Annotated in this window: 10 protein-coding genes and 1 pseudogene; 5 read left to right on the forward strand and 6 right to left on the reverse strand. The window is 70.7% G+C overall.

All coding sequences use genetic code 11. From position 1 onward, the window contains the following. Positions 1-35 precede the first annotated feature (35 nt). Together ACZ6ZN_RS05375 and ACZ6ZN_RS05380 are read right to left on the reverse strand one after the other, a co-directional pair. Complete coding sequence (locus tag ACZ6ZN_RS05375) at positions 36-1,352, reverse strand: copper amine oxidase (RefSeq protein ID WP_398109668.1); 1,317 nt, start codon at positions 1,350-1,352, stop codon at positions 36-38. 56 nt (positions 1,353-1,408) lie between these two features. Next, the gene (locus tag ACZ6ZN_RS05380; RefSeq protein WP_469643205.1) at positions 1,409-2,221 is read right to left on the reverse strand and encodes a Tat pathway signal sequence domain protein; all 813 of its coding nucleotides are present in this window, start codon (positions 2,219-2,221) and stop codon (positions 1,409-1,411) included. Positions 2,222-2,403: 182 nt separating this feature from the next. On the opposite strand from ACZ6ZN_RS05380, the gene glgX reads away from it, so the two are divergent. The 3 genes from glgX (at position 2,404) to ACZ6ZN_RS05395 (ending at position 8,456) form a co-directional block, all read left to right on the forward strand. Continuing rightward, the gene (gene glgX, locus ACZ6ZN_RS05385) at positions 2,404-4,548 is read left to right on the forward strand and encodes a glycogen debranching protein GlgX (RefSeq protein ID WP_469643207.1); all 2,145 of its coding nucleotides are present in this window, start codon (positions 2,404-2,406) and stop codon (positions 4,546-4,548) included. Positions 4,549-4,675: 127 nt separating this feature from the next. Next, the gene (treY, locus tag ACZ6ZN_RS05390; protein ID WP_469643209.1) at positions 4,676-7,039 is read left to right on the forward strand and encodes a malto-oligosyltrehalose synthase; all 2,364 of its coding nucleotides are present in this window, start codon (positions 4,676-4,678) and stop codon (positions 7,037-7,039) included. Positions 7,040-7,205: 166 nt separating this feature from the next. Beyond that, positions 7,206-8,456 carry a M14 family zinc carboxypeptidase gene (locus ACZ6ZN_RS05395; protein ID WP_398109672.1) on the forward strand — a complete coding sequence of 417 codons (1,251 nt, stop codon included), beginning with the start codon at positions 7,206-7,208 and terminating at the stop codon, positions 8,454-8,456. Here ACZ6ZN_RS05395 and ACZ6ZN_RS05400 read toward each other — a convergent pair. After that, positions 8,419-9,783 (reverse strand): M14 family zinc carboxypeptidase, encoded by a 1,365-nt coding sequence (locus ACZ6ZN_RS05400; protein ID WP_469643969.1) that lies wholly within the window; start codon positions 9,781-9,783, stop codon positions 8,419-8,421. The two genes, ACZ6ZN_RS05395 and ACZ6ZN_RS05400, sit on opposite strands and share 38 nt — an antisense overlap. A gap of 459 nt (positions 9,784-10,242) precedes the next feature. Continuing rightward, positions 10,243-10,794 (reverse strand): FHA domain-containing protein, encoded by a 552-nt coding sequence (locus ACZ6ZN_RS05405; RefSeq protein WP_398109673.1) that lies wholly within the window; start codon positions 10,792-10,794, stop codon positions 10,243-10,245. A gap of 172 nt (positions 10,795-10,966) precedes the next feature. On the opposite strand from ACZ6ZN_RS05405, the gene treZ reads away from it, so the two are divergent. Together treZ and ACZ6ZN_RS05415 are read left to right on the forward strand one after the other, a co-directional pair. Continuing rightward, positions 10,967-12,712, forward strand: a complete 1,746-nt coding sequence (gene treZ, locus ACZ6ZN_RS05410; RefSeq protein WP_469643212.1) for a malto-oligosyltrehalose trehalohydrolase — start codon at positions 10,967-10,969, stop codon at positions 12,710-12,712. Positions 12,713-12,820: 108 nt separating this feature from the next. Next, positions 12,821-13,216 (forward strand): hypothetical protein, encoded by a 396-nt coding sequence (locus ACZ6ZN_RS05415; RefSeq protein ID WP_469643214.1) that lies wholly within the window; start codon positions 12,821-12,823, stop codon positions 13,214-13,216. 684 nt (positions 13,217-13,900) lie between these two features. Here the strand turns inward: ACZ6ZN_RS05415 and ACZ6ZN_RS05420 are convergent. After that, a pseudogene (locus ACZ6ZN_RS05420) lies at positions 13,901-14,302 on the reverse strand (RHS repeat-associated core domain-containing protein); the annotation flags it as partial. Between the two features lie 925 nt (positions 14,303-15,227). After that, on the reverse strand, positions 15,228-18,656 hold the full coding sequence (locus tag ACZ6ZN_RS05425; RefSeq protein WP_469643216.1) for an RHS repeat-associated core domain-containing protein: 3,429 nt from the start codon (positions 18,654-18,656) through the stop codon (positions 15,228-15,230). Between the last annotated feature and the right edge of the window lie 131 nt (positions 18,657-18,787).

The raw sequence follows: 18,787 nt of genomic DNA on the forward strand, positions 1-18,787 counted from the left end.
CGGTCGGCGGTGCAGCCGGATGGGCGGCATCTTTCTCAACTGCGCGGCTGCCAGTGCCCGTTCTGCCAGTCGAGCTCGGCCGGGGTGAGCGGGTTCATCGCGGTGACGTCGCGCGGGGCGATGGAGAATCCCTGCCAGTGCACCGGCATGGGCTGCTGGTCCTCGTCCCGGGCTATGTGGTGAAAACCGATGTTCGTCCAGACCACCGGGTGGGTGAGGGTCTGCCCGTCGACCCACTTGTCGACGGACTTTCCGGCGCCGGCACCGCAGTTGCCGGGGTTGTGGCTGGCGAACAGTTCGCACTTGTTGTACTGGGTGACGTACACGTCGTGCTTGGTGTAGGCGCGGCCCGGGTATCTGGTGGACGGCCCCGGGACGATCTCGTAGGAGCGCGCGTGTCCGTCCTTGTTCTTGCCGGCCGCGCTGACCACGCGCCACCACCGGTAGTTCTTGCTGTCCCCGGCGAGTTCCTTGGTGACCTTGGTGCGGGTGGTCTTCGTGGTGGGGGCGCGCTGTCCCCGGGTGGGCGCGGTGACCGTGGAGTCGTACTGCTCGACGGTGTTCTTCGTGGAGCCGTCGAGGGCGAAGTCCAGCCGCCAGAACGCGTTGTGGCTGTGGCTGGTGGCCTTGGCCCTCGCGCCCTTGCCGATGGGCCAGCCGCGGCCGTCGCCGGCGTCGTAGTCGTCGTAGGACAGGCTGCCGGTGGCGCCGACGTTCATGGTGATCGTGCCGTCGTCCTGGAAGCGCCACTCGGACATGTACTCGTACCAGCCGACCTGGTTCACCGTGTAGACGAGGAGGTCCTTGCCCGCGGTCTGGAAGACCTTGTTCGCCGTGTCGCCCTGCATGCGGTAGGCGTGGCCGCGGGAGCGGGTGGTGGTGCACAGGCCCTTGACGTTCGGGTCCTCGTTCCAGGAGTCGGGGACCTTGACCGTCTTGATCGTGCCGCCCGGGCACTCGCCGGGGGCCAGGTTCATCAGCCCCTGGGCGAAGTCGAAGCCGGTCAGGTCGTCGTACTCGACCTTGCCGTCGTCGTAGGGGACGTGGATCTGGCCGAGCCGGGCGCTGTTCAGGACTTTGATCGGTTTGGCCTCCCCCTTGGGCTGGTACGTGATGTTCTCCAGGACGAGGCCGGCCTTGCCGTCGTAGCGCCAGCACATCCGCCAGGTGGTGCCGGTGGAGAGCTTCTGCTCGATGCGGTAGGCCGCGCTGCAGTCGGCGGCCGGTGCGGGGGCGGCCTGCGGGCGGGCGGCGGCCGGTCCGGCGCCGGTGGTGACACCGGCCGCCAGGGCGGCCACGGTCAGGCCCGCGGCCACGCGGGTACGGGCCGTGCTGGTGCTGTTCACACGCATGACGAGATGACTCCCTGCCAGGGAAGCGAGGTGGACGGGTGAGCGGAGGGAGCGGCTCAGTGGTCGAGCCGGGCGACCCTGCGGGCGCTCAGGTCGATCACGAGCGACCGGGCGTCGACCCACGGCCCGTTCTTGATCTTCGGGAACAGCCGGACGCAGCGGTGCTCGCCGCAGCGGTCCAGCGCGGCCGGCTGGGCGCCCGGCGCGGCCCGGTAGACGGCGCCGCTGAGCCGGAGCTGGTCGGCCGAGGTCAGCGGCCGTCCGGTGGCGTCCTTGTAGTCGGCCTTGAGATCCGCCCCGAGCGGGTCGGCGATGAGGAGGGCGGCGGCCTGGGCCTTCTCGGCGAGGCTGAGCGGCGGCTGCACTCCGTGCTGGGTGCCGGTCCGCACCACCTTGCCGGTGCCCAGTTCGACGGTCCGGGTGACGAGGGTGTCGTCCCGGTAGTCGTAGAACGTCACGTCGGCGCGCCGCGGCGCCGCCGGGTCGCCCACCTCGTCCGCCTCGGGCTCGGCGAGGTCGACGCCGAGCAGCTGCGGTCCCCGTTCGCCGTCCACGCCCTCGCCGCTGCGGAACAGCTGCCGGCTGAGGGCGATCTTCGCGACCCGTTGCGTCTCGTCGTCGGTCAGCGGGTCCCGGCCCGTGCCCTTCTCCCCTTCGGCCGGCGCCTGCTCGACGACCCCCGGCGCCACCGCCCGGCCCGCCCCGTCCGCGCCGGCTTCCTGTGGGACGGACCGCCCCGCCCCGGGCCGCGTCTCGTCCGCCCCCGCCGTGCCCGGGAGCGTGATCCCGATCATCACGGCGGTGCCGGCCACCGCGACGGCCGTCCCGGCCACCACCTTGCCCAGATGGCGGTGCACTCTGCTGCGCACGTATGTCCCCCTACTCCCCCAACCGCTCCGGGAGTATGTGATTGCCCCAACGTTTCGGCATACCGCGTATGCACTGGTCACACGGTAAGAGGGAGATAAGTCACAGGAGGTTCCCTCACTTTCGGGGAGACTCGGGACCTAGGCGTCCCCACCGGCGCCGCACACCTGAAAGAGTCGTAAGCATGCAGGTCTGGCCTGGAGAGGCGTATCCACTCGGTGCCACGTACGACGGCGCCGGTACCAACTTCGCGGTCTTCACCGAAGCCGCGGACCGAGTAGAGCTGTGTCTGCTGCACGACGACGGCTCGGAGACGGCGATCGAGCTCCGCGAGAGCGACGCGTTCGTCCGGCACGCGTACGTGCCCGGGATCATGCCGGGACAGCGGTACGGGTTCCGTGTGCACGGACCGTACGCGCCGGAGCACGGACTGCGCTGCAACTCCGCGAAGCTGCTGCTCGACCCGTACGCGCGCGCGATCAGCGGTTCCGTCGACTGGGGCGAGGAGGTCTACGGCTACCACTTCGACGATCCCGACCGGCGCAACGATCTGGACTCGGCGCCGCACACCATGACGTCGGTCGTGGTCAACCCGTACTTCGACTGGGGCGACGACCGGCGCCCGCGCACCGAGTACCACCACACGGTGCTCTACGAGGCCCACGTCAAGGGCCTCACCATGCGCCATCCCGGCCTCCCGGAGGAGCTGCGCGGCACCTACGCGGCCCTGGCGCACCCGGCGATCATCGAGCACCTCACCGAGCTCGGGGTCACCGCCCTGGAGCTGATGCCCGTCCACCAGTTCGTGAACGACCACCGCCTGGTCGACATGGGCCTGAACAACTACTGGGGCTACAACACCATCGGCTTCTTCGCCCCGCACAACGCCTACGCGTCCTGGGGCGACCGGGGCCAGCAGGTGCTGGAGTTCAAGTCGGCCGTGAAGGCCCTGCACGAGGCCGGCATCGAGGTGATCCTCGACGTGGTCTACAACCACACCGCCGAGGGCAACCACCTGGGCCCGACCCTGTCCTTCAAGGGCCTGGACAACCCGCGCTACTACCGGCTGACCGACGACCCCCGCTACTACATGGACACCACGGGCACGGGGAACTCCCTGCTCATGCGGTCCCCGCACGTCCTCCAGCTGATCATGGACTCGCTGCGGTACTGGGTCACGGACATGCACGTCGACGGGTTCCGCTTCGACCTGGCGGCGACGCTCGCCCGGCAGTTCCACGAGGTGGACCGGCTGTCGTCGTTCTTCGACCTGGTGCAGCAGGACCCGGTGGTCTCCCAGGTGAAGCTGATCGCCGAGCCGTGGGACGTCGGCGAGGGCGGCTACCAGGTGGGGAACTTCCCGCCGCTGTGGACCGAGTGGAACGGCAAGTACCGGGACACCGTGCGCGACCTGTGGCGGGGCGAGCAGCGCACCCTCGCGGAGTTCGCCTCGCGGCTGACCGGCTCCTCGGACCTGTACCAGGACGACGGCCGCCGTCCGCTGGCCTCGATCAACTTCGTGACCTGCCACGACGGCTTCACCCTGCACGACCTGGTCGCCTACAACGACAAGCACAACGAGGCCAACGGCGAGGACAACCGGGACGGCGAGAGCCACAACCGGTCCTGGAACTGCGGCGCCGAGGGCGAGACCGACGATCCGGACGTGCTGGCGCTGCGGGCGCGGCAGATGCGCAACTTCATCGCGACGCTGATGCTGTCCCAGGGCGTGCCCATGATCAGCCACGGCGACGAGTTCGCCCGCACCCAGGGGGGCAACAACAACGCCTACTGCCAGGACAACGAGCTGTCCTGGGTGCAGTGGCCGGAGGAGGGCGAGGAGGGCGAGGAGGGCTCCGGGGGCGGCCGGAGCACCGAGATGCTGGCCTTCACGCGCGCGATGGTGTGGCTGCGCCGCAACCACCCCGTCTTCCGCAGGCGGCGCTTCTTCCACGGGCGGCCCGTGGAGGGCACCCACGACGACCTGTCCGACATCGCCTGGTTCACGCCCGAGGGCGGGGAGATGACGCAGGAGGACTGGGACTCGGCCCAGGTGTCGGCGCTGACCGTGTTCCTCAACGGCAACGCCATCTCGGAACCGGACGCGCGCGGTGAGCGCATCAGCGACGACTCGTTCCTGCTGATGTTCAACGCCTCGCCCGAGCCGCTGGAGTTCGAGATCCCGGTCAATCACGGTCGGCAGTGGGAGGTCGTGATCGACACGGCCCGCCCGCGGGGCGCGCCCGCCGACACCGGCCTGAAGGTGCAGGCCGGGGACCGGCTGACCCTGACCGACCGGAGCATGACGGTGCTGCGCCGGCCCGTCTAGCCCCGCCGCGGCCCACGGGCCGCTCCGCCGCCGCGTCGTCCGGACGAAGCCACTCGTCCGGGCGACGCGCGGCGCACCCGGCGGCGCGGGAGGCACGAACCCCGGCGGTGCGGGTACGTAGGTCTGCATGACACCTGAGCGACCTGACCCGGTGGTGCCCACGGCCACCTACCGGCTGCAGTTGCAGCCCGATTTCCCGTTCGGAGCAGCCGAGGCCGCCGTGCCGTACCTGGCCTCGCTCGGCGTCTCGCACCTGCACCTGTCCCCCGTCCTGGAGGCGGTGCCGGGCTCGACGCACGGCTATGACGTGGTCGACCACGCGCGCGTGCGCGAGGAGCTGGGCGGCGAGGACGGGCTGCGGGCGCTGGCGCGCACCGCCGGGAGCCACGGGCTCGGCCTGGTGGTGGACATCGTCCCCAACCACATGGCCATGTCCCCGCGCCACAACCGCGCCCTGTGGGAGGTGCTGCGCGAGGGCCCGAAGTCCCCCTACGCGCGCTGGTTCGACATCGACTGGGAGGCCCAGGGCGGGCAGCTGCTGGTGCCGGTGCTCGGCGGGCCGCTGGGCGAGGTGCTCGACGAGCTGCGCGTCGACGGGGACGTCCTGCGCTACCACGACCACGTCTTCCCGCTGCGCGAGGGCACCGAGGACCTGGCACTGCCGCATCTGCTGGACGCGCAGTGGTACCGCCCGGTGTGGTGGCGGCTGGCCCGGACCGAGCTCAACTACCGGCGGTTCTTCAGCATCTCCGAGCTGATCGGCGTCCGGGTGGAGGACCCGGAGGTCTTCGAGGCCACCCACGACAAGATCCTCGAGCTGCTGCACGAGGGCGTGTTCGACGGGCTGCGCATCGACCACCCCGACGGGCTGGCCGACCCCGACGGCTACCTCACCCGGCTGCACGAGGCGACGGGCGGCCGCTGGACGGTCGTGGAGAAGATCCTCGCCGACGGCGAGCGGCTGCCGCCCTCCTGGCCCGTCGCGGGCACCACCGGCTACGACGCCCTTCGGCACATGGACGCGGTGTTCGCCGACCCGGCCGGCTGCGGGGACCTGCTCGGGCAGTACCGGCGCTTCGCGGCCCCGCAGACCGACCGGGGCGGCCAGTGGGAGGCGACCGTGCGGCGGGCCGCGTACAAGGTCCTCACGCACGAGCTCGCGACCGAGACGGACCGGCTGACGCGGACGGCGACCCGGCTGTGCGCCGCGTCGCCGGAACCGGCGCTGCGCGACCGCGCGCCCTGGGCGCTGCGCACCGCACTGCAGGAGCTGCTGGTGCGCATGGAGGTCTACCGGCCCTACGAGTCCACCGGCGCCGCGTCCGTGGTCACCGAGGAGGCGGCCGCCGAGGCCCGGCACGCCTTCGCCGTGCCCGAGGAGGCCGGGGCGGTGGACGTCGTGCGCGACCTGGTGCTGGGGCGGTACGGCGACGGGCCCGCGCACGTGGAGTTCCGCACCCGGTTCGCGCAGACCTCCTCGGCGCTGCGGGCCAAGTCCGTGGAGGACACGGCGTTCTACCGGTACGTGCCGCTGCTGTCGGCGACCGAGGTGGGCGGCGACCCCGGCCGCCCCGGCCTGACGCCGGAGGAGTTCCACGCGTACTGCGCGCGCGTGCAGCGCGACTGGCCGCTGACCGGGACGGTGACCTCCACGCACGACACCAAGCGCAGCGCCGACGTCCGGGCGGCGCTGAACGTGCTCACCGAGTGCCCCGAGCGCTGGGCCGACGTCCTCACGGAGGTCACCCGCGACGGTGCGGGCGTGCCGGACGCGCAGCTGGCCTGGGCGGCCTGGCAGACGGTGTTCGGCCTGGGGCCCGCGGAGCCGGAGCGGGTGCAGGGCGCGCTGCTGAAGCACGTGCGCGAGGCGGGCCTGTTCACCAGCTGGACCGAGCAGGAGCCGCCGTACGAGGAGGCCGTGGAGCGGTTCGTCGCGGCCGGGCCGTGCGGGGTGCCGGGCGAGCGGGTCGCCGCGTTCCGCGCGTCCCTGGAGGAGCACATCCGGGCCAACGTGCTGGGCACGGCCCTGGTCCATCTGACGATGCCGGGTGTTCCGGACGTCTACCAGGGCACGGAGGCCGAGTCCCGGGCCCTGGTCGACCCCGACAACCGGCGGGCGGTGGACTATCCGCCCCGTGAGCAGGGCGGCACGTCCGCGGCCAAGGCGGCGCTCACCCGCGCCGCGCTGGCGGTGCGGGCCCGCCGCCCGGAGGCCTTCGGCGACACGGCGACCTACCAGCCGCTGTCGGCCCAGGGCCCGGCGGCCGGGCACTGCCTGGCGTTCGCACGCTCGGGGCAGGTGGTGACGGCCGTGACCCGGCTGTCGCTGCGGCTGGCGGAGGCGGGCGGCTGGCGGGACACCTCGCTGACGCTGCCCCCGGGCCGCTGGTCGGACGCCCTGCGGCCGGGACGGGAGTTCACCGGTCACGTGCCTCTGGCGGAGCTGTTCACCGACCTGCCCGTGGCCCTGCTGGAGCGGGCGGGCGACTGAGGCCGGGCGGCGTGCCGGGTCACCGTCCGGGTGGCCCGGCACGCCGTCCCCCGGCAGGGTCGGCCGGTGCCTCCGGGCGCCCCCGGGAGCCTCCCCCGACGCGCCCTTGACTTCGCACCATGGCCGTGGGGTACTGCGAAGGCGAACTCGGGCGGATGTGACGGGGGTGAGTGTCCTGCCGGAGCTGCGCTACCCGACGGTGACCGAACTGGTGTCGGCCGCCCGGGCGTTGACCGCCCAGCGCCCGGGCGTGTGCACCCTGCGGCAGGTGGGTGCCTCGCGCGCGGGGCGGCCCCTGCACCTGCTGTCCGTGGGCCGTGCGCCCCGCGCCGTCCTGGTGGTGGCCGGCGCCCACGCCAACGAGCCGACCGGCTCCTGCACCCTCCTCGCGGTCGCCCGCCGGGTGCTGGAGCAGCGGGAGCTGCGCGACGGCATCTCCTGGCACTTCCTGCTGTGCGCGGACCCCGACGGGGCCAGCCTGCACGTCACGCCCGCGCCGCGCAGCCTGCACGACTACCACCTCGGCTTCTTCCGGCCCGCGGGACCCGAGCAGCCGGAGTGGGCCCCGTCCCTGCTGCCGCCGGACCGGCTGCCGCCCGAGACCCGGGCCCTGACCGGCGTCATCGACGAGCTGCGCCCCTACCTCCAGGTGACGCTGCACGGCACGGACCTGGGGGGCAGCTGGGTGCAGCTGACGCGGGACGTGCCGGGGCTGGCCGAGCCGTTCGCCAAGTCCGCGGCGGAGTTGCACATCCCGGTGGAGACCGGCGCCTCGGACGCCGCGGGCTGGCCCGCCTCCGGGCCCGGCGTGCACGTCATGCCCGCCCCCGACATCGGCCCGGCGTACCCGAGCCTGCCGGACGACGCGCGGCTCAGCACCTGGTACCACGCCCACCGCTACGGCGGGCTCACCGCGGTGGTGGAGGTGCCGATGTGGGCCAGCGACCTGGTCGACGACCCGGCTCCGCACCCGTCACCGGCGGCTGCCATCGGCCGGCTGGCCCGGCGCCTCCAGGCCGACGCGCTGGAGGTGACGCGCGTGCTCGACGGCGCGCTGCCCCGGCTCGCCGGGGTCGACGGGCCGCTGCTGCGGGCGGCCCGGTGGGGTCTGGAACTGGTGCCGGGCCTGGCCTCGGACCTGCTCCACACGCCGCCCCCCGACCTCACCCGGGCCTACGTCGGCAGCGTCGACGCGTTCGTGCGCCGGGTGCCGCTGCGGGCGGCGGCGATGCTGCTGCGGGTGCTGCGCGGCACCGACGAGCGGGCGGCGGCGCAGCTGGAGACGCTGGTCGCCACGTGGAGCGACGCGTTCGCCGAGCGTTTCCGGGCCCGCTGGGTACCGCTGGAGAACCAGGTCGAGCACCAGGCCCGTACGGTCGTCACGGCGGCGCTGCACGCGCGTGAGGAGACGCAGTAGCCGCTCCCGGCTCGTCCCCCGGGCCCGCGGCCGGGGTCGCCCGGCGGGCGCGGCGGGCGGCCAGTTCGAACGCCGAGAGCACCACGCGCGCCTGGTACTCGGCCTGCCGGGCGACCGGGACCCAGCGCGCCCGGCAACCGTCACGGTAGTCGGCGCACCAGGTGTCGATCAGCCGGTCCAGCTCGGGCAGCACGTCTGCCGTGTCGCGTCCGGTGGCCCGTACGAGCTGGTGCAGCAGCCCCGCCGTGCGCAGGGCCAGCCGGCGGCCGGAGATGCGCAGGGCGGCCAGGTGGGCGGAGGTCAGGGGCGGCATGCGGTGCGGCCCGTCGTCCGTGTCCGGGTCCCAGGCGTCGGCGAGGCCGGGGCACACCAGCAGGTAGTCGCCGACCGGGGCGAGCAGCCGGGCCGCGTCCGGCACACCGGCGAGCTGCGGGCGGATCCTGGCCAGCAGCAGGCGCAGCAGGTGCGTGTCGTGGCGCAGGGTGCGGCTGACCTCCCGCAGCACGGCGTCCCGCGCCGGGGGCGGGGAGCCGTCCGACACGGCCGCCACGCCCCACATGGGGGCCTCGACGACCGCGGTCACGGTGCCGTGGCGGTGCGGGTGGTACCAGGTCGACTCGACCGCGGCCTCCGTGATGGCGGCGGCGAGCCCGGCCCGTCGCGGCGGCGGTATGCGGTAGACGGCGGGTTCCAGACCGGGCCAGTACAGCGCGTCGTAGGCGCCGAGTTCGCGGGGGATCCCGAGCCGCGCGGCGGTGTGTGCCAGGCGCCGGCCGAGGCCGGGCAGGTCGTGGGTGAGCTCGACGAAGCCCCCGCCCACGTCGACGCCGTGCAGGGAGCACTGCAGCACGGGCCGCAGCTCGTCCTGGACGTCGAGCAGCGCCCGGGTCTCGGGCAGGGCGGCAGCGTCCGCGCCGTCGGGCAGCCACTCGGGCTGCTCCAGGAACCCGGGCCGGAAGAAGTGGCGGAAGTACTGGCCGAGGGTGTACGGGCCGGTCAGCCAGCCCTCGTTGCGGCGCAGCCCGTCCGGGTCGAGGCACAGCAGCAGGTTCCAGGTGGCGTCGGCGCCCTCGGTGAGCCGCGGGTCGGCCAGGGTCCGCTCGGCCAGGCGCAGCACGGTGGCCCCGCCCACGGGCTCGTTGGCGTGGGGTCCGGCGACGACGAGGGCGTGGCGCTCGCCGTGACCGATGGACAGCAGCCACAGCGGGGTCCCGGCCCGGGAGGTGCCGACCCGGCGCAGCCGGGCGTCCCCGGGGTGGCGGGCGACGAGGGCGGCGGCCCGGGCGCCGAGTTCGTCGACGGTGGGATAACGGGGCAGGGGCGGCAGGGCACACCTCCCCGATGCGGCGCCGTGGCTTCACCCCATGTGCAGGGCGTACGCACAGTCAGTCACGAGTTCGAGGGCGCGTCAACACCGTGGACAGCACCGGTATTTGAGCCAGCTCCGGTCGATCGACAACCGGTGCATCCCAGGCCAGGGCTGAGTGGTGGGGCGGTTTCCGGTCAGGGGGCTGCCCGGGGGCAGGCCGCAGTGGTGCGGACGCCTGGCCGTCGTGGCGCGCTGGGTGGGGGGTGTGCGTGTGTGGTGCCCGAGGGGGGGTGGGGGGCCGTTGAGCGGGGGTGCGGGGGCCGCCGGGCGGGGGCGCCGGGCGCGAGGCGGCCGGGCCGGGGGCGCCGGGCGCGAGGCGGGAGCCCTCCGGGACGTCAGGCCGCCGGGCCGATGGGCGTACGGGCTGCCGGGCCGATGGGCTTGTGGGCCGCCAGGCCGTCGGGGTCGGGCCGTCCGTCAGGCCGTCGACAGCCGGAACATCATGCGGCCGAAGCCCACCTGGTCGCCCTCGCGGACGACGGCCGCGCCGACGACCCGCCGCCCGTTCACGGTGGTGCCGTTGGTGGAGCCCAGGTCGCGCAGGACCCACAGGCCGCCCTGGTGCCGCAGCTCGGCATGCACCCGGGAGACCGTCTCGTGGCTGAGCCGCAGCCCGCTGGCGGGATCGCGGCCTATCCGCAGCGGATGGCCGAGCTGCGGATGCGGCAGCAGCAGCTTCGGCAGTCGCTCCGCCTGCCACGCCCGCCGCAACCGCACCGTGAACCCGGAGACCGCCTCGACGCTGCCGAACACCAGCCGGGAGAAACGGCTCTCCGTGGGCAGGTCGGCGGTGAGCACGGCCAGTTCGTCGGGACGGCGGGCGGCGAGCGCCAGTTCCATGCGGCGGACGAACGTGTCGTGGGACAGGCGGCCCATGGCGGCGCCGTCCCGGAGCACCTTCAACGCCCTGTCGCGCTCCGCGTCGGACAACCGCGCGGGGTACGTGTTGAACTCGAAGGACGACGTCACCCGGTGATTGTCGGGCAGCGCGAGCGGGCTGTCCAGGAAACGGGAGGACGGCCGCCCGGCACCCGGTACCGGCGAGACCCGCCGCAAATGGGTGGATGGGCCAGCGGATTGATCGAGTTTGACGCACCATGGACGGGCTACATCACGGTGAGCAGACGAAGGGGAACCGTCCGTGCAGTTCGAGGTGTGGGCACCGCAGGCCGACCGGGTGACGCTGGAGTGCGACGGCGTCACGCAGGCGTTGGAGCGCGATCCGGAGCGGCCGGGGTGGTGGTGGGGCGAGGCGGACGCGCACGAGGGGTCACGGTACGGCTTCGCACTGGACGACGGCCCGGTGCTGCCCGACCCGCGCTCGCGGCGGCAGCCGGACGGTCCGGACGGACTGAGCGCCGTCGTCGACCACGAGCGGCACACGTGGCGCGCGCAGTGGCGGGGACGCCCGCTGGCCGGTGCGGTGCTGTACGAGCTCCACGTGGGCACGTACACGCCCGAGGGCACGCTGGACGCGGCCGCGGAACGACTGGAGAACCTCGCCGAACTGGGCATCACCCACGTGGAGTTGATGCCGCTCACCCCCTTCCCCGGCACGCATGGCTGGGGCTACGAGGGTGTCTCGCTGTGGGCGGTGCACGAGCCGTACGGCGGCCCCCAGGCACTGAAGCGCTTCGTCGACCGGGCCCACGAACTGGGCCTCGGGGTGGTGCTCGACGTGGTGCACAACCACTTCGGCCCCTCCGGCAACTACCTGCCGGTCTTCGGGCCGTACCTCACCGACACCCACCACACGCCGTGGGGCGCCGCGGTCAACCTGGACGCGCCCGGCTCGGACGAGGTGCGCGACTTCCTGATCGGCAGCGCGCTGGCGTGGTTGCGGGACTACCGGCTCGACGGGCTGCGGCTGGACGCGGTGCACGCCCTGGTCGACACGCGTGCGCTGCACTTCCTGGAGGAGCTGTCGACGGCCGTGGACGCCCTGGCCGCCGAGGTCGGCCGGCCGCTGTTCCTGGTCGCGGAGTCGGACCTCAACGACCCGCGGCTGATCACCCCGCGCTCCGAAGGCGGGCTCGGGCTGCACGCGCAGTGGAACGACGACTTCCACCACGCCCTGCACACCACGCTGACCGGCGAGGCGCAGGGCTACTACGCGGACTTCGCGCGCGCCTCGCTCGGCGGTCTCGCCAAGACCCTCACCGGCGGCTACTTCCACGACGGGACGTACTCGAGCTTCCGTGAGCGGCACCACGGGCGGCCGCTGGACCGCGCCCGGGTGGCGGGGCACCGGCTGCTCGGCTACGGCCAGACGCACGACCAGATCGGCAACCGGGCGCAGGGGGACCGGCTCTCGGCCCTGCTCTCCCCCGGCCTGCTGGCGTGCGCGGCCACACTGGTCCTGACCGCCCCGTTCACGCCGATGCTGTTCATGGGCGAGGAGTGGGCGGCGGGCACGCCCTGGCAGTTCTTCACCGACCACACCGACCCGGAGCTCGCGGAGGCCGTACGGCAGGGCAGGCGGCGGGAGTTCGCGGCGCACGGCTGGAAGGAGGAGGACGTTCCCGACCCGCAGGACCATGCCACGCGGGACCGTTCCTGCCTCGACTGGTCGGAACCGGAGCGCGAGCCGCACGCGCGCATGCTCGCCTGGTACCGGCAGCTCCTGGCTCTGCGCCACGCGCAGCCGGACCTGACCGACCCCGACCTCGCCGACACCAAGGTCGCCTTCGACGAGGAACGGCGCTGGATCGCGTTCCGGCGGGGGGACGTCCTCGTGGCCGTGAACCTGGCCGCCGAACCGGCCGACCTGCCGCTCGGCGTACCGCACGCGCGCGTGCTGGCCGCGTGGGAGCCGGTGGACCCACCCGGGGAGGACGGGGTGGTGCGGGTCCCCGGCGAGTCGGGCGTGGTGCTGCTGCAGGCGTGACGGCCGGCGGCCCGGCAGCCCCGCGCCTCGCCGGCGACCCTTCCGTCAGAGGTACGGCAGAAACGGCTCCGGTGACGACGCGGCCCTCATCGACCGGAGGGCAGGGGCATGACGGTCACCACGTGCGTGGTGAAGACTGGGTGGATGCGACCTCATGCTCCAGGCGGACTCCTGTTCGTAGCGCTCGGTCTCATCCTTGTTGCCGCCGGCTACATCTGGAGAGGACGTGTCCTGCGTCCCCTCTCGGCGAAACGCGCCCAGGCAGCCGTGATGCGGGATCGTTCCAGAAATCTGCTGCGCTCCGCGGACATGGCAATCGCCGGAGCACGTCGACGGGCCGCACACGGCGAACCGGCCATCGTCACGGTCGCAGACGTGACCCGGGTGGCGCGCCGGCACTACGGGTACCTCTCTGTGGAGCGCGAAGAAGCAGCTGCCGCCCTCCGCCAGCGCTTCGAGGCTGCCGACTGCCGGGTGGACTGCATGACCGACGCTTTCAACTAACTACCCAGACACCGGAGTTGTTGCCTGACAGCTGCGTCGCTTCCGGCTACTTGCGCTTACGGACCTGTGTCACACCGAAAATGATGAAAGCCACGATCACGATTCCGAACGAGAGCCAGACAGGTACGCCATCAAGCCCCTTGTAGGCGAGCGACGTCGAAGCGATGTGTGAGTGCACGGTATCTCCTCCATGCAGCAGTTTCCGAGGGTTTCGACTGCGGGTCAGGTAGGTGCAGCCAGCTGTGAAAGCGGAGGATGCCGAACACAGCCAGGGCGCGGCAGCAGCTTCTCGCCGTGGCCTAGAAGCCGGACTATCGCCTGTCCGACTTCCGGTCCGACGCCAGGACAGTGAGAGGCACTGCAAGTGTGACGCCGAACAATGCACCGGCACCGTCACCGAACCGCCCACATCACTGCGACTGACGGCTCGGTGGCCTGGGGAGAGTACCCAGGCCACCGCGGTAGTTCTGCTCTACTAATTTCCGGTGGTGAGGGCCCCTCTATCAGGGAGGCCCTCACTCGTGTCCTTAGAGGGACTCAGCGAGGCCGTTTGGCATACATGACACCGACGAAAATCATGGCTGCGATGAACAAGCCGATGGCCAGGTAAGGAGACCAGGACGGCCCGTCGGGTCGGTCATTGGCGAGTTCAATAAGAGCAAGCATGCAGGTTCTCCCGAGCTGTCAGAAGGTGTATTTGGCCGCACCTGAGCACTTTCCGGTGCTGCTACCTGTACCCACGCCCTCGCTTCCATCAGTAGCCACTGACAATTCAAGCGGCCCGAAGCCACAAGCGACTTCACCGGTCCACCCCTTGTCAGCTGATCCGGACGCGAGACTTGCATCGAAGCTGCCACCAGGCGTGCCGACGCCAGCACTGACATAGGGATGAATGCCGCCGTCCTCGTTGACGCTCACACCGGCACCGCAGATCCAGAAACAGGCTTCGCCACCCACGTCGAGCGACAGCAGCCCGTTGGGGTCGATGCGGTTGACCGGGTCGCCCTCGGTGTAGAGGTAGGGGTTCTCCTCCTGGCCGGAGGGGTCGGGCTGGGTGAAGCGGCCGATGTCGGCGTCGTAGTAGCGCTGAATAATTCTGATCGGCCACCGCGTCGGGCCTCCGCTGTTCACGAACACCCGAACCGCATCGCCCGACAGTTGCTTTTCGATGACGCCTCAGCGCCGCAACCGAGGTGGCGAGGCTAACTGTTTCCCTTAGCGTGGCGAAGCAATAGCAAGCCGCAGCCCGCCGCAACCAGTGGGGCTGTGTGAATGACTGCGGGGCCGGCTCCCATGGCAAGCATAACGACGACCGACAAGGCCATTATGGATGCACATACAAGGAGGAAGTAGGCCAAGATGCGCAAAGACTGATTAGATCCATTTCTCACTACATGCCTCACTTCCGATGCCAACGGGCGACAGCAACCGTTGCGAACACAACGACCTTTCAGCAAGGGAGCAATGGAATTTCTCAGCCACCAGGCATTCAAGCTCCTCTTCCTGAAGCGGGGCCAAGCGCTGATGATGGTCAAGCCACCGAACCAGCAAGGAAATGCAGTCGATCGGGTCTTGCTCACGTAGCCGTGCCAACCGATTTCGATTGGGGTGGCACTTGTCGACGGGAGCCATCCCCACCACGTCCTGCACTTACCTGCTCTCCGGCGGGGAGGACGGCGCAGGAGTGCGCAGCAGCCCAATCAGGATAGATTCAGTGCCTCTGCTGGTAATGATCAGAGCCTCAAAACAGAATGGCGCTTGGCGATGACAGCGGGATGCCTGGACTCATTGGCCTTTGCCATCGCGCTCCTCGTCACCGAACGCACCTCACTTCTGCCGTCTACGATAGTAGACAACAATAGCGAATACGCACGCGACGGCAGCGACGAAAATCAGAGGCCCCCATCCTTCGGGAATCCACCATCCTTTACCCTCTGAGGCGATCTGAATCACGACTTCTCCTCGAAGTGAGCGGGGCGGCGCATGGTGACGCCGCCCCGTCTGGGACTATCTAGGACCAGGCTTTCACCGTCTGTTCCTCTGCGAAGGAACCGGCGTACTCGCCAGCCACCATGCAGGGAACGGCAGCAGCCGCTGCTCCGGCACCTCCTGTAAGGTATCCGGCGACACCGATGCAGGTTCCCTCGACCGATTTACCGAAGGCCAGACCGAAGGTGATTCCGGCGGCCCTGCCGTAGTCACCGTCAACAGCCGCATTCCATGCTTTACCCACGGTTGCAGCGTCGTTACCCAAAGAGATGGCGTCCAGAACCGGCCCGAACGACAGTGTTCCGTTGGGATCGATCCGGTTGACCGGGTCGCCCTCGGCGTAGAGGTAGGGGTTCTTCTCCTGGCCGGAGGGGTCGGGCTGGGTGAAGCGGCCGATGTTGGCGTCGTAGTAGCGGGCCTGGAAGTGGTACAGGCCGGTGGGGTCCTGGTAGCCGCCGGCGAAGCGGTAGGGCTGGGCGACCGGTTCGGACGACTGGGACAGGATGCGCACGCCGCGGGGGCTGTAGGCGTAGGTGTTGACCTTGTTGCCGTCACCGTCCGCCAGGGCGACCACGCTGCCGATGGCGTCCGTGAGGTAGTAGTACGTCTTCCCCCCGGTCGTCATGGAGTTCAACGTGCCCCCGGGTTCGCGGTTGAAGCCCATGTCCGCACCGGCAGTTGTCTTCGCGGACAGCCCCAGCGGGCCGTTGTGGAAGTAGGTGTCGCCAAGCTTGATGCGTTCACTCTGGTCGGTCGAACCGTACTGACCCGCGTAGGCCTTGCCGCCCACCGTGATCGACTTCAGCTGCGAGTGGTCCGTGTACGACTCCCCCGTGCGGGCGTACTCGTCCGTGGAGGCGCCGGCCGTCTCGTTGCCGATCGCGTCGTAGGACCAGGGGCCGCTCGTGGTGGACTTGGCCGTGAGCTGCTGGGCGTCGTTGTAGGTGTAGGTCGTGCCGCGCGGGCAGCCCTGGTCGGCTCCCTGGGAGGTGAGGTTGCCGGCCAGGTCGTAGCAGTACTGCCAGGAGTCCGTGACCGCACCGGACTTCTCCTCCTTGGCGTAGGAGAAGCGGCCCGCGCCGTCGTAGGAGTAGGTGCGCTTGGTGCCGCGGACGTTGTCCGTCGAGGTGCGGATCTTGGAGCCGTCGGTGCCGGCGTTCGTTCCGTAGCCGTAGGTATAGGCGAGGTCGACCAGGGTGCCCTGCGGGGAGGTCGCCTTGATGGTCTTGGGACGGCTGGAGTTGTCGACGTCGACCTTGTGCACCGTGCCGCCGGGGTAGGTCGTCGTGGTGCGGACGTCGTTGTTGTTGTACTTGTACGTCGTCACACGACCCTGCGGGTCCTTCAGCTCGGTGAGCTTGTTGACCTCGTTCCAGGTGTAGTCGGTCGTGCCGGCCGGGTCCCGGTAGTAGTCGACGTTGCCGGCCGGGGTGTAGGCGAGCAGGGTCTGGGAGCCGTCCTGCAGGTGGCGGACCGTCTCGCGCTGCAGCGGGTCGAACTCGTACTTCACCGTCCCCGTGCTGTCCGAGCGCTGCACGAGGTTGCCGTCGCCGTCGTACCAGTAGCGCACGGTGTCGTTGGTGGTGGACACCGTCGTGACACGGTCCAGCTCGTCGTAGACGAACACCTTCTTGATGCCGCGGGCGTCGGTGACGGTCTCGGTGCGGCCCAGCGCGTCGTAGGTGAACGTCGTCTCCCCCAGCGGCGCGGGGGCCTTGACCGACTTCAGGTTGCCCTTGGTGTCGTACTGGAAGTCGGTGGTGACCGTCTTGGTGGAGGTCATCTTCGTCTTCGCCTTGCAGCGCTGGCCCTCGAAGCCGCCGCAGGTGGGTGTGGCGGGGTTGTACTCGAAGGAGAGGTTGCCGCCGCCGGTTCCGGTCTGCGCCACCGAAGCGGTGTTGCCGGCCGTGTCGTAGGTGAAGCTGGTCTTCTCGCCGTCGGCGTTGGTGGAGTCCTTGGGCACGTCACCGCCGGCGATGGTCTGCCAGCTGTTGACCGTCTTGCCGCCGGTGGGCAGCGTGACGGTCTCGAGGTTGTTGCGGGTGTTGAAGCCGTAGTCGGTGACGTTGCCCGGGGTGGTGCCCGAGCCCATCGCGTCCGTGCTGGTGTCGATGTTGTTGTTGGCGTCGAACTTCGTCGACCGCTTGCGCTCCAGCGCGTCGAACACCTCGGTGACCCGGCCGTCACCGTCGTGGACGTACTTGGTGCCGTGCAGCTCCGGATCCTTGGCCGTGGTCGTCCCGGCGGCCGTCGGGGAGGCGGCGCTGTAGCTGTAGGTCCAGGTCGGGCCGGTGTGGCCGTCGCTGTTGAGGGCGGTGCCGCGCAGCATGGAGGTGACGCGGTTGGTGTCGTCGTAGGTGAAGACGGTGACGCGGCCCTCGGCGGTGGTGATCTTGTCGATGCGGCCGGAGGAGTCGTGGCGGAAGGTGACCGTCTTGCCCTCGGTGTCGGTGGTGGTGGCCAGATTTCCGTCGGCGTCGAGGTTGTAGACGGCCGTGCGGCCGGTGTTGTCCTTGGCCTGCCACTGCGAGGGGTAGGTCTTCACCAGGTCGATGAAGCGGCCCGAGCGGGTCTCGGTGAGCTTGAAGCCCTTGTTCTCACCGTTCTCGTCGTGCTGAGTGACGGTGATCGTGCCCTTGTTGCGGTCGGTGATCTTCGTCAGGGTCCCGTACTGGTTGTAGGTCTCCTTCGCACCCGACTTCCACTTGGTCAGCGTGTAGGTGCCGTCCGCGTTCTTCTTCAGGTCCTGCGAGTAGCCCTTGGGCGTGGTGAAGGAGCCGTCGCTGTTCTGGGTGAAGCGGACCGTCGCGCCGGAGGCGTCGTAGAAGATCACTTCCGAGGAGCCGATGGACAGGTAGCGCTCGTACTGCTGCCACCAGCGCTGCGAGACCCGGCCCCAGGGAGCGTCGAGGGAGTTGTAGGTGCGCGCCAGTTGCAGGCGCTGGCCGACGCCGGCGATGTCGAAGTCCGTCGCCGTCAGCATCAGATTGCCGGTCGAGTAGTCGATCTTCGCGGTCAGCGCGTCCGTGATCGCGAAGCTGGTGGAGCGGTGCCAGGGCACATTGCCCTGGCCCTCGGGGACGAGGCTCTGCGTGGAAGCGTCGGCGGCCGCGGACCGGGACGGCGCCTGCTTGCCGCCGCCCGCCTTGCCCGCGGGGCCCTTGACGCGTTCGCGCTGCTCGCGCTGCCAGGGCAGCAACGCCTCGTCCGTCGGATTCTCGGAGCGCTCGGACGCCACCGGCCGGTTCGCGCCGACCTTCACCGGCGGCATCTCGAAGTCCGGGCTGTCCTTGCCCCAGGCCGACACCGGCTTGTCGTCGGCCGCCGCCACGCCCGCGCCGGGCAGGACGGAGACGGCCAGGGCGATCGAGGCGATCGCCGCCAGGGAGACACCCGTTGCGGATCTCTTGCGGGCACGCCGGAACGGCATGCCGAAGGCACGCTCATGCATGGACTTCCCCCCACAGGAAGACGAGCACCGGCGACCCCAGCGGCCACCGGGCGCACACAAGTTGTCACAGGAGTCGCACAAACTTCCGGGCCGTTCCCGGCAATTCACCTGTCATACGGGCAGGAATCGGC

This window comes from Streptomyces sp. NPDC053665, assembly GCF_055585285.1.

Bases quoted from the DNA above. Each gene is read 5' to 3' on its own strand.
- ACZ6ZN_RS05375 (WP_398109668.1), bottom strand. From the start codon at position 1,352: ATGCGTGTGAACAGCACCAGCACGGCCCGTACCCGCGTGGCCGCGGGC.
- glgX (WP_469643207.1), top strand. From the start codon at position 2,404: ATGCAGGTCTGGCCTGGAGAGGCGTATCCACTCGGTGCCACGTACGAC.
- treY (WP_469643209.1), top strand. From the start codon at position 4,676: ATGACACCTGAGCGACCTGACCCGGTGGTGCCCACGGCCACCTACCGG.
- ACZ6ZN_RS05415 (WP_469643214.1), top strand. From the start codon at position 12,821: ATGACGGTCACCACGTGCGTGGTGAAGACTGGGTGGATGCGACCTCAT.
- ACZ6ZN_RS05425 (WP_469643216.1), bottom strand. From the start codon at position 18,656: ATGCATGAGCGTGCCTTCGGCATGCCGTTCCGGCGTGCCCGCAAGAGA.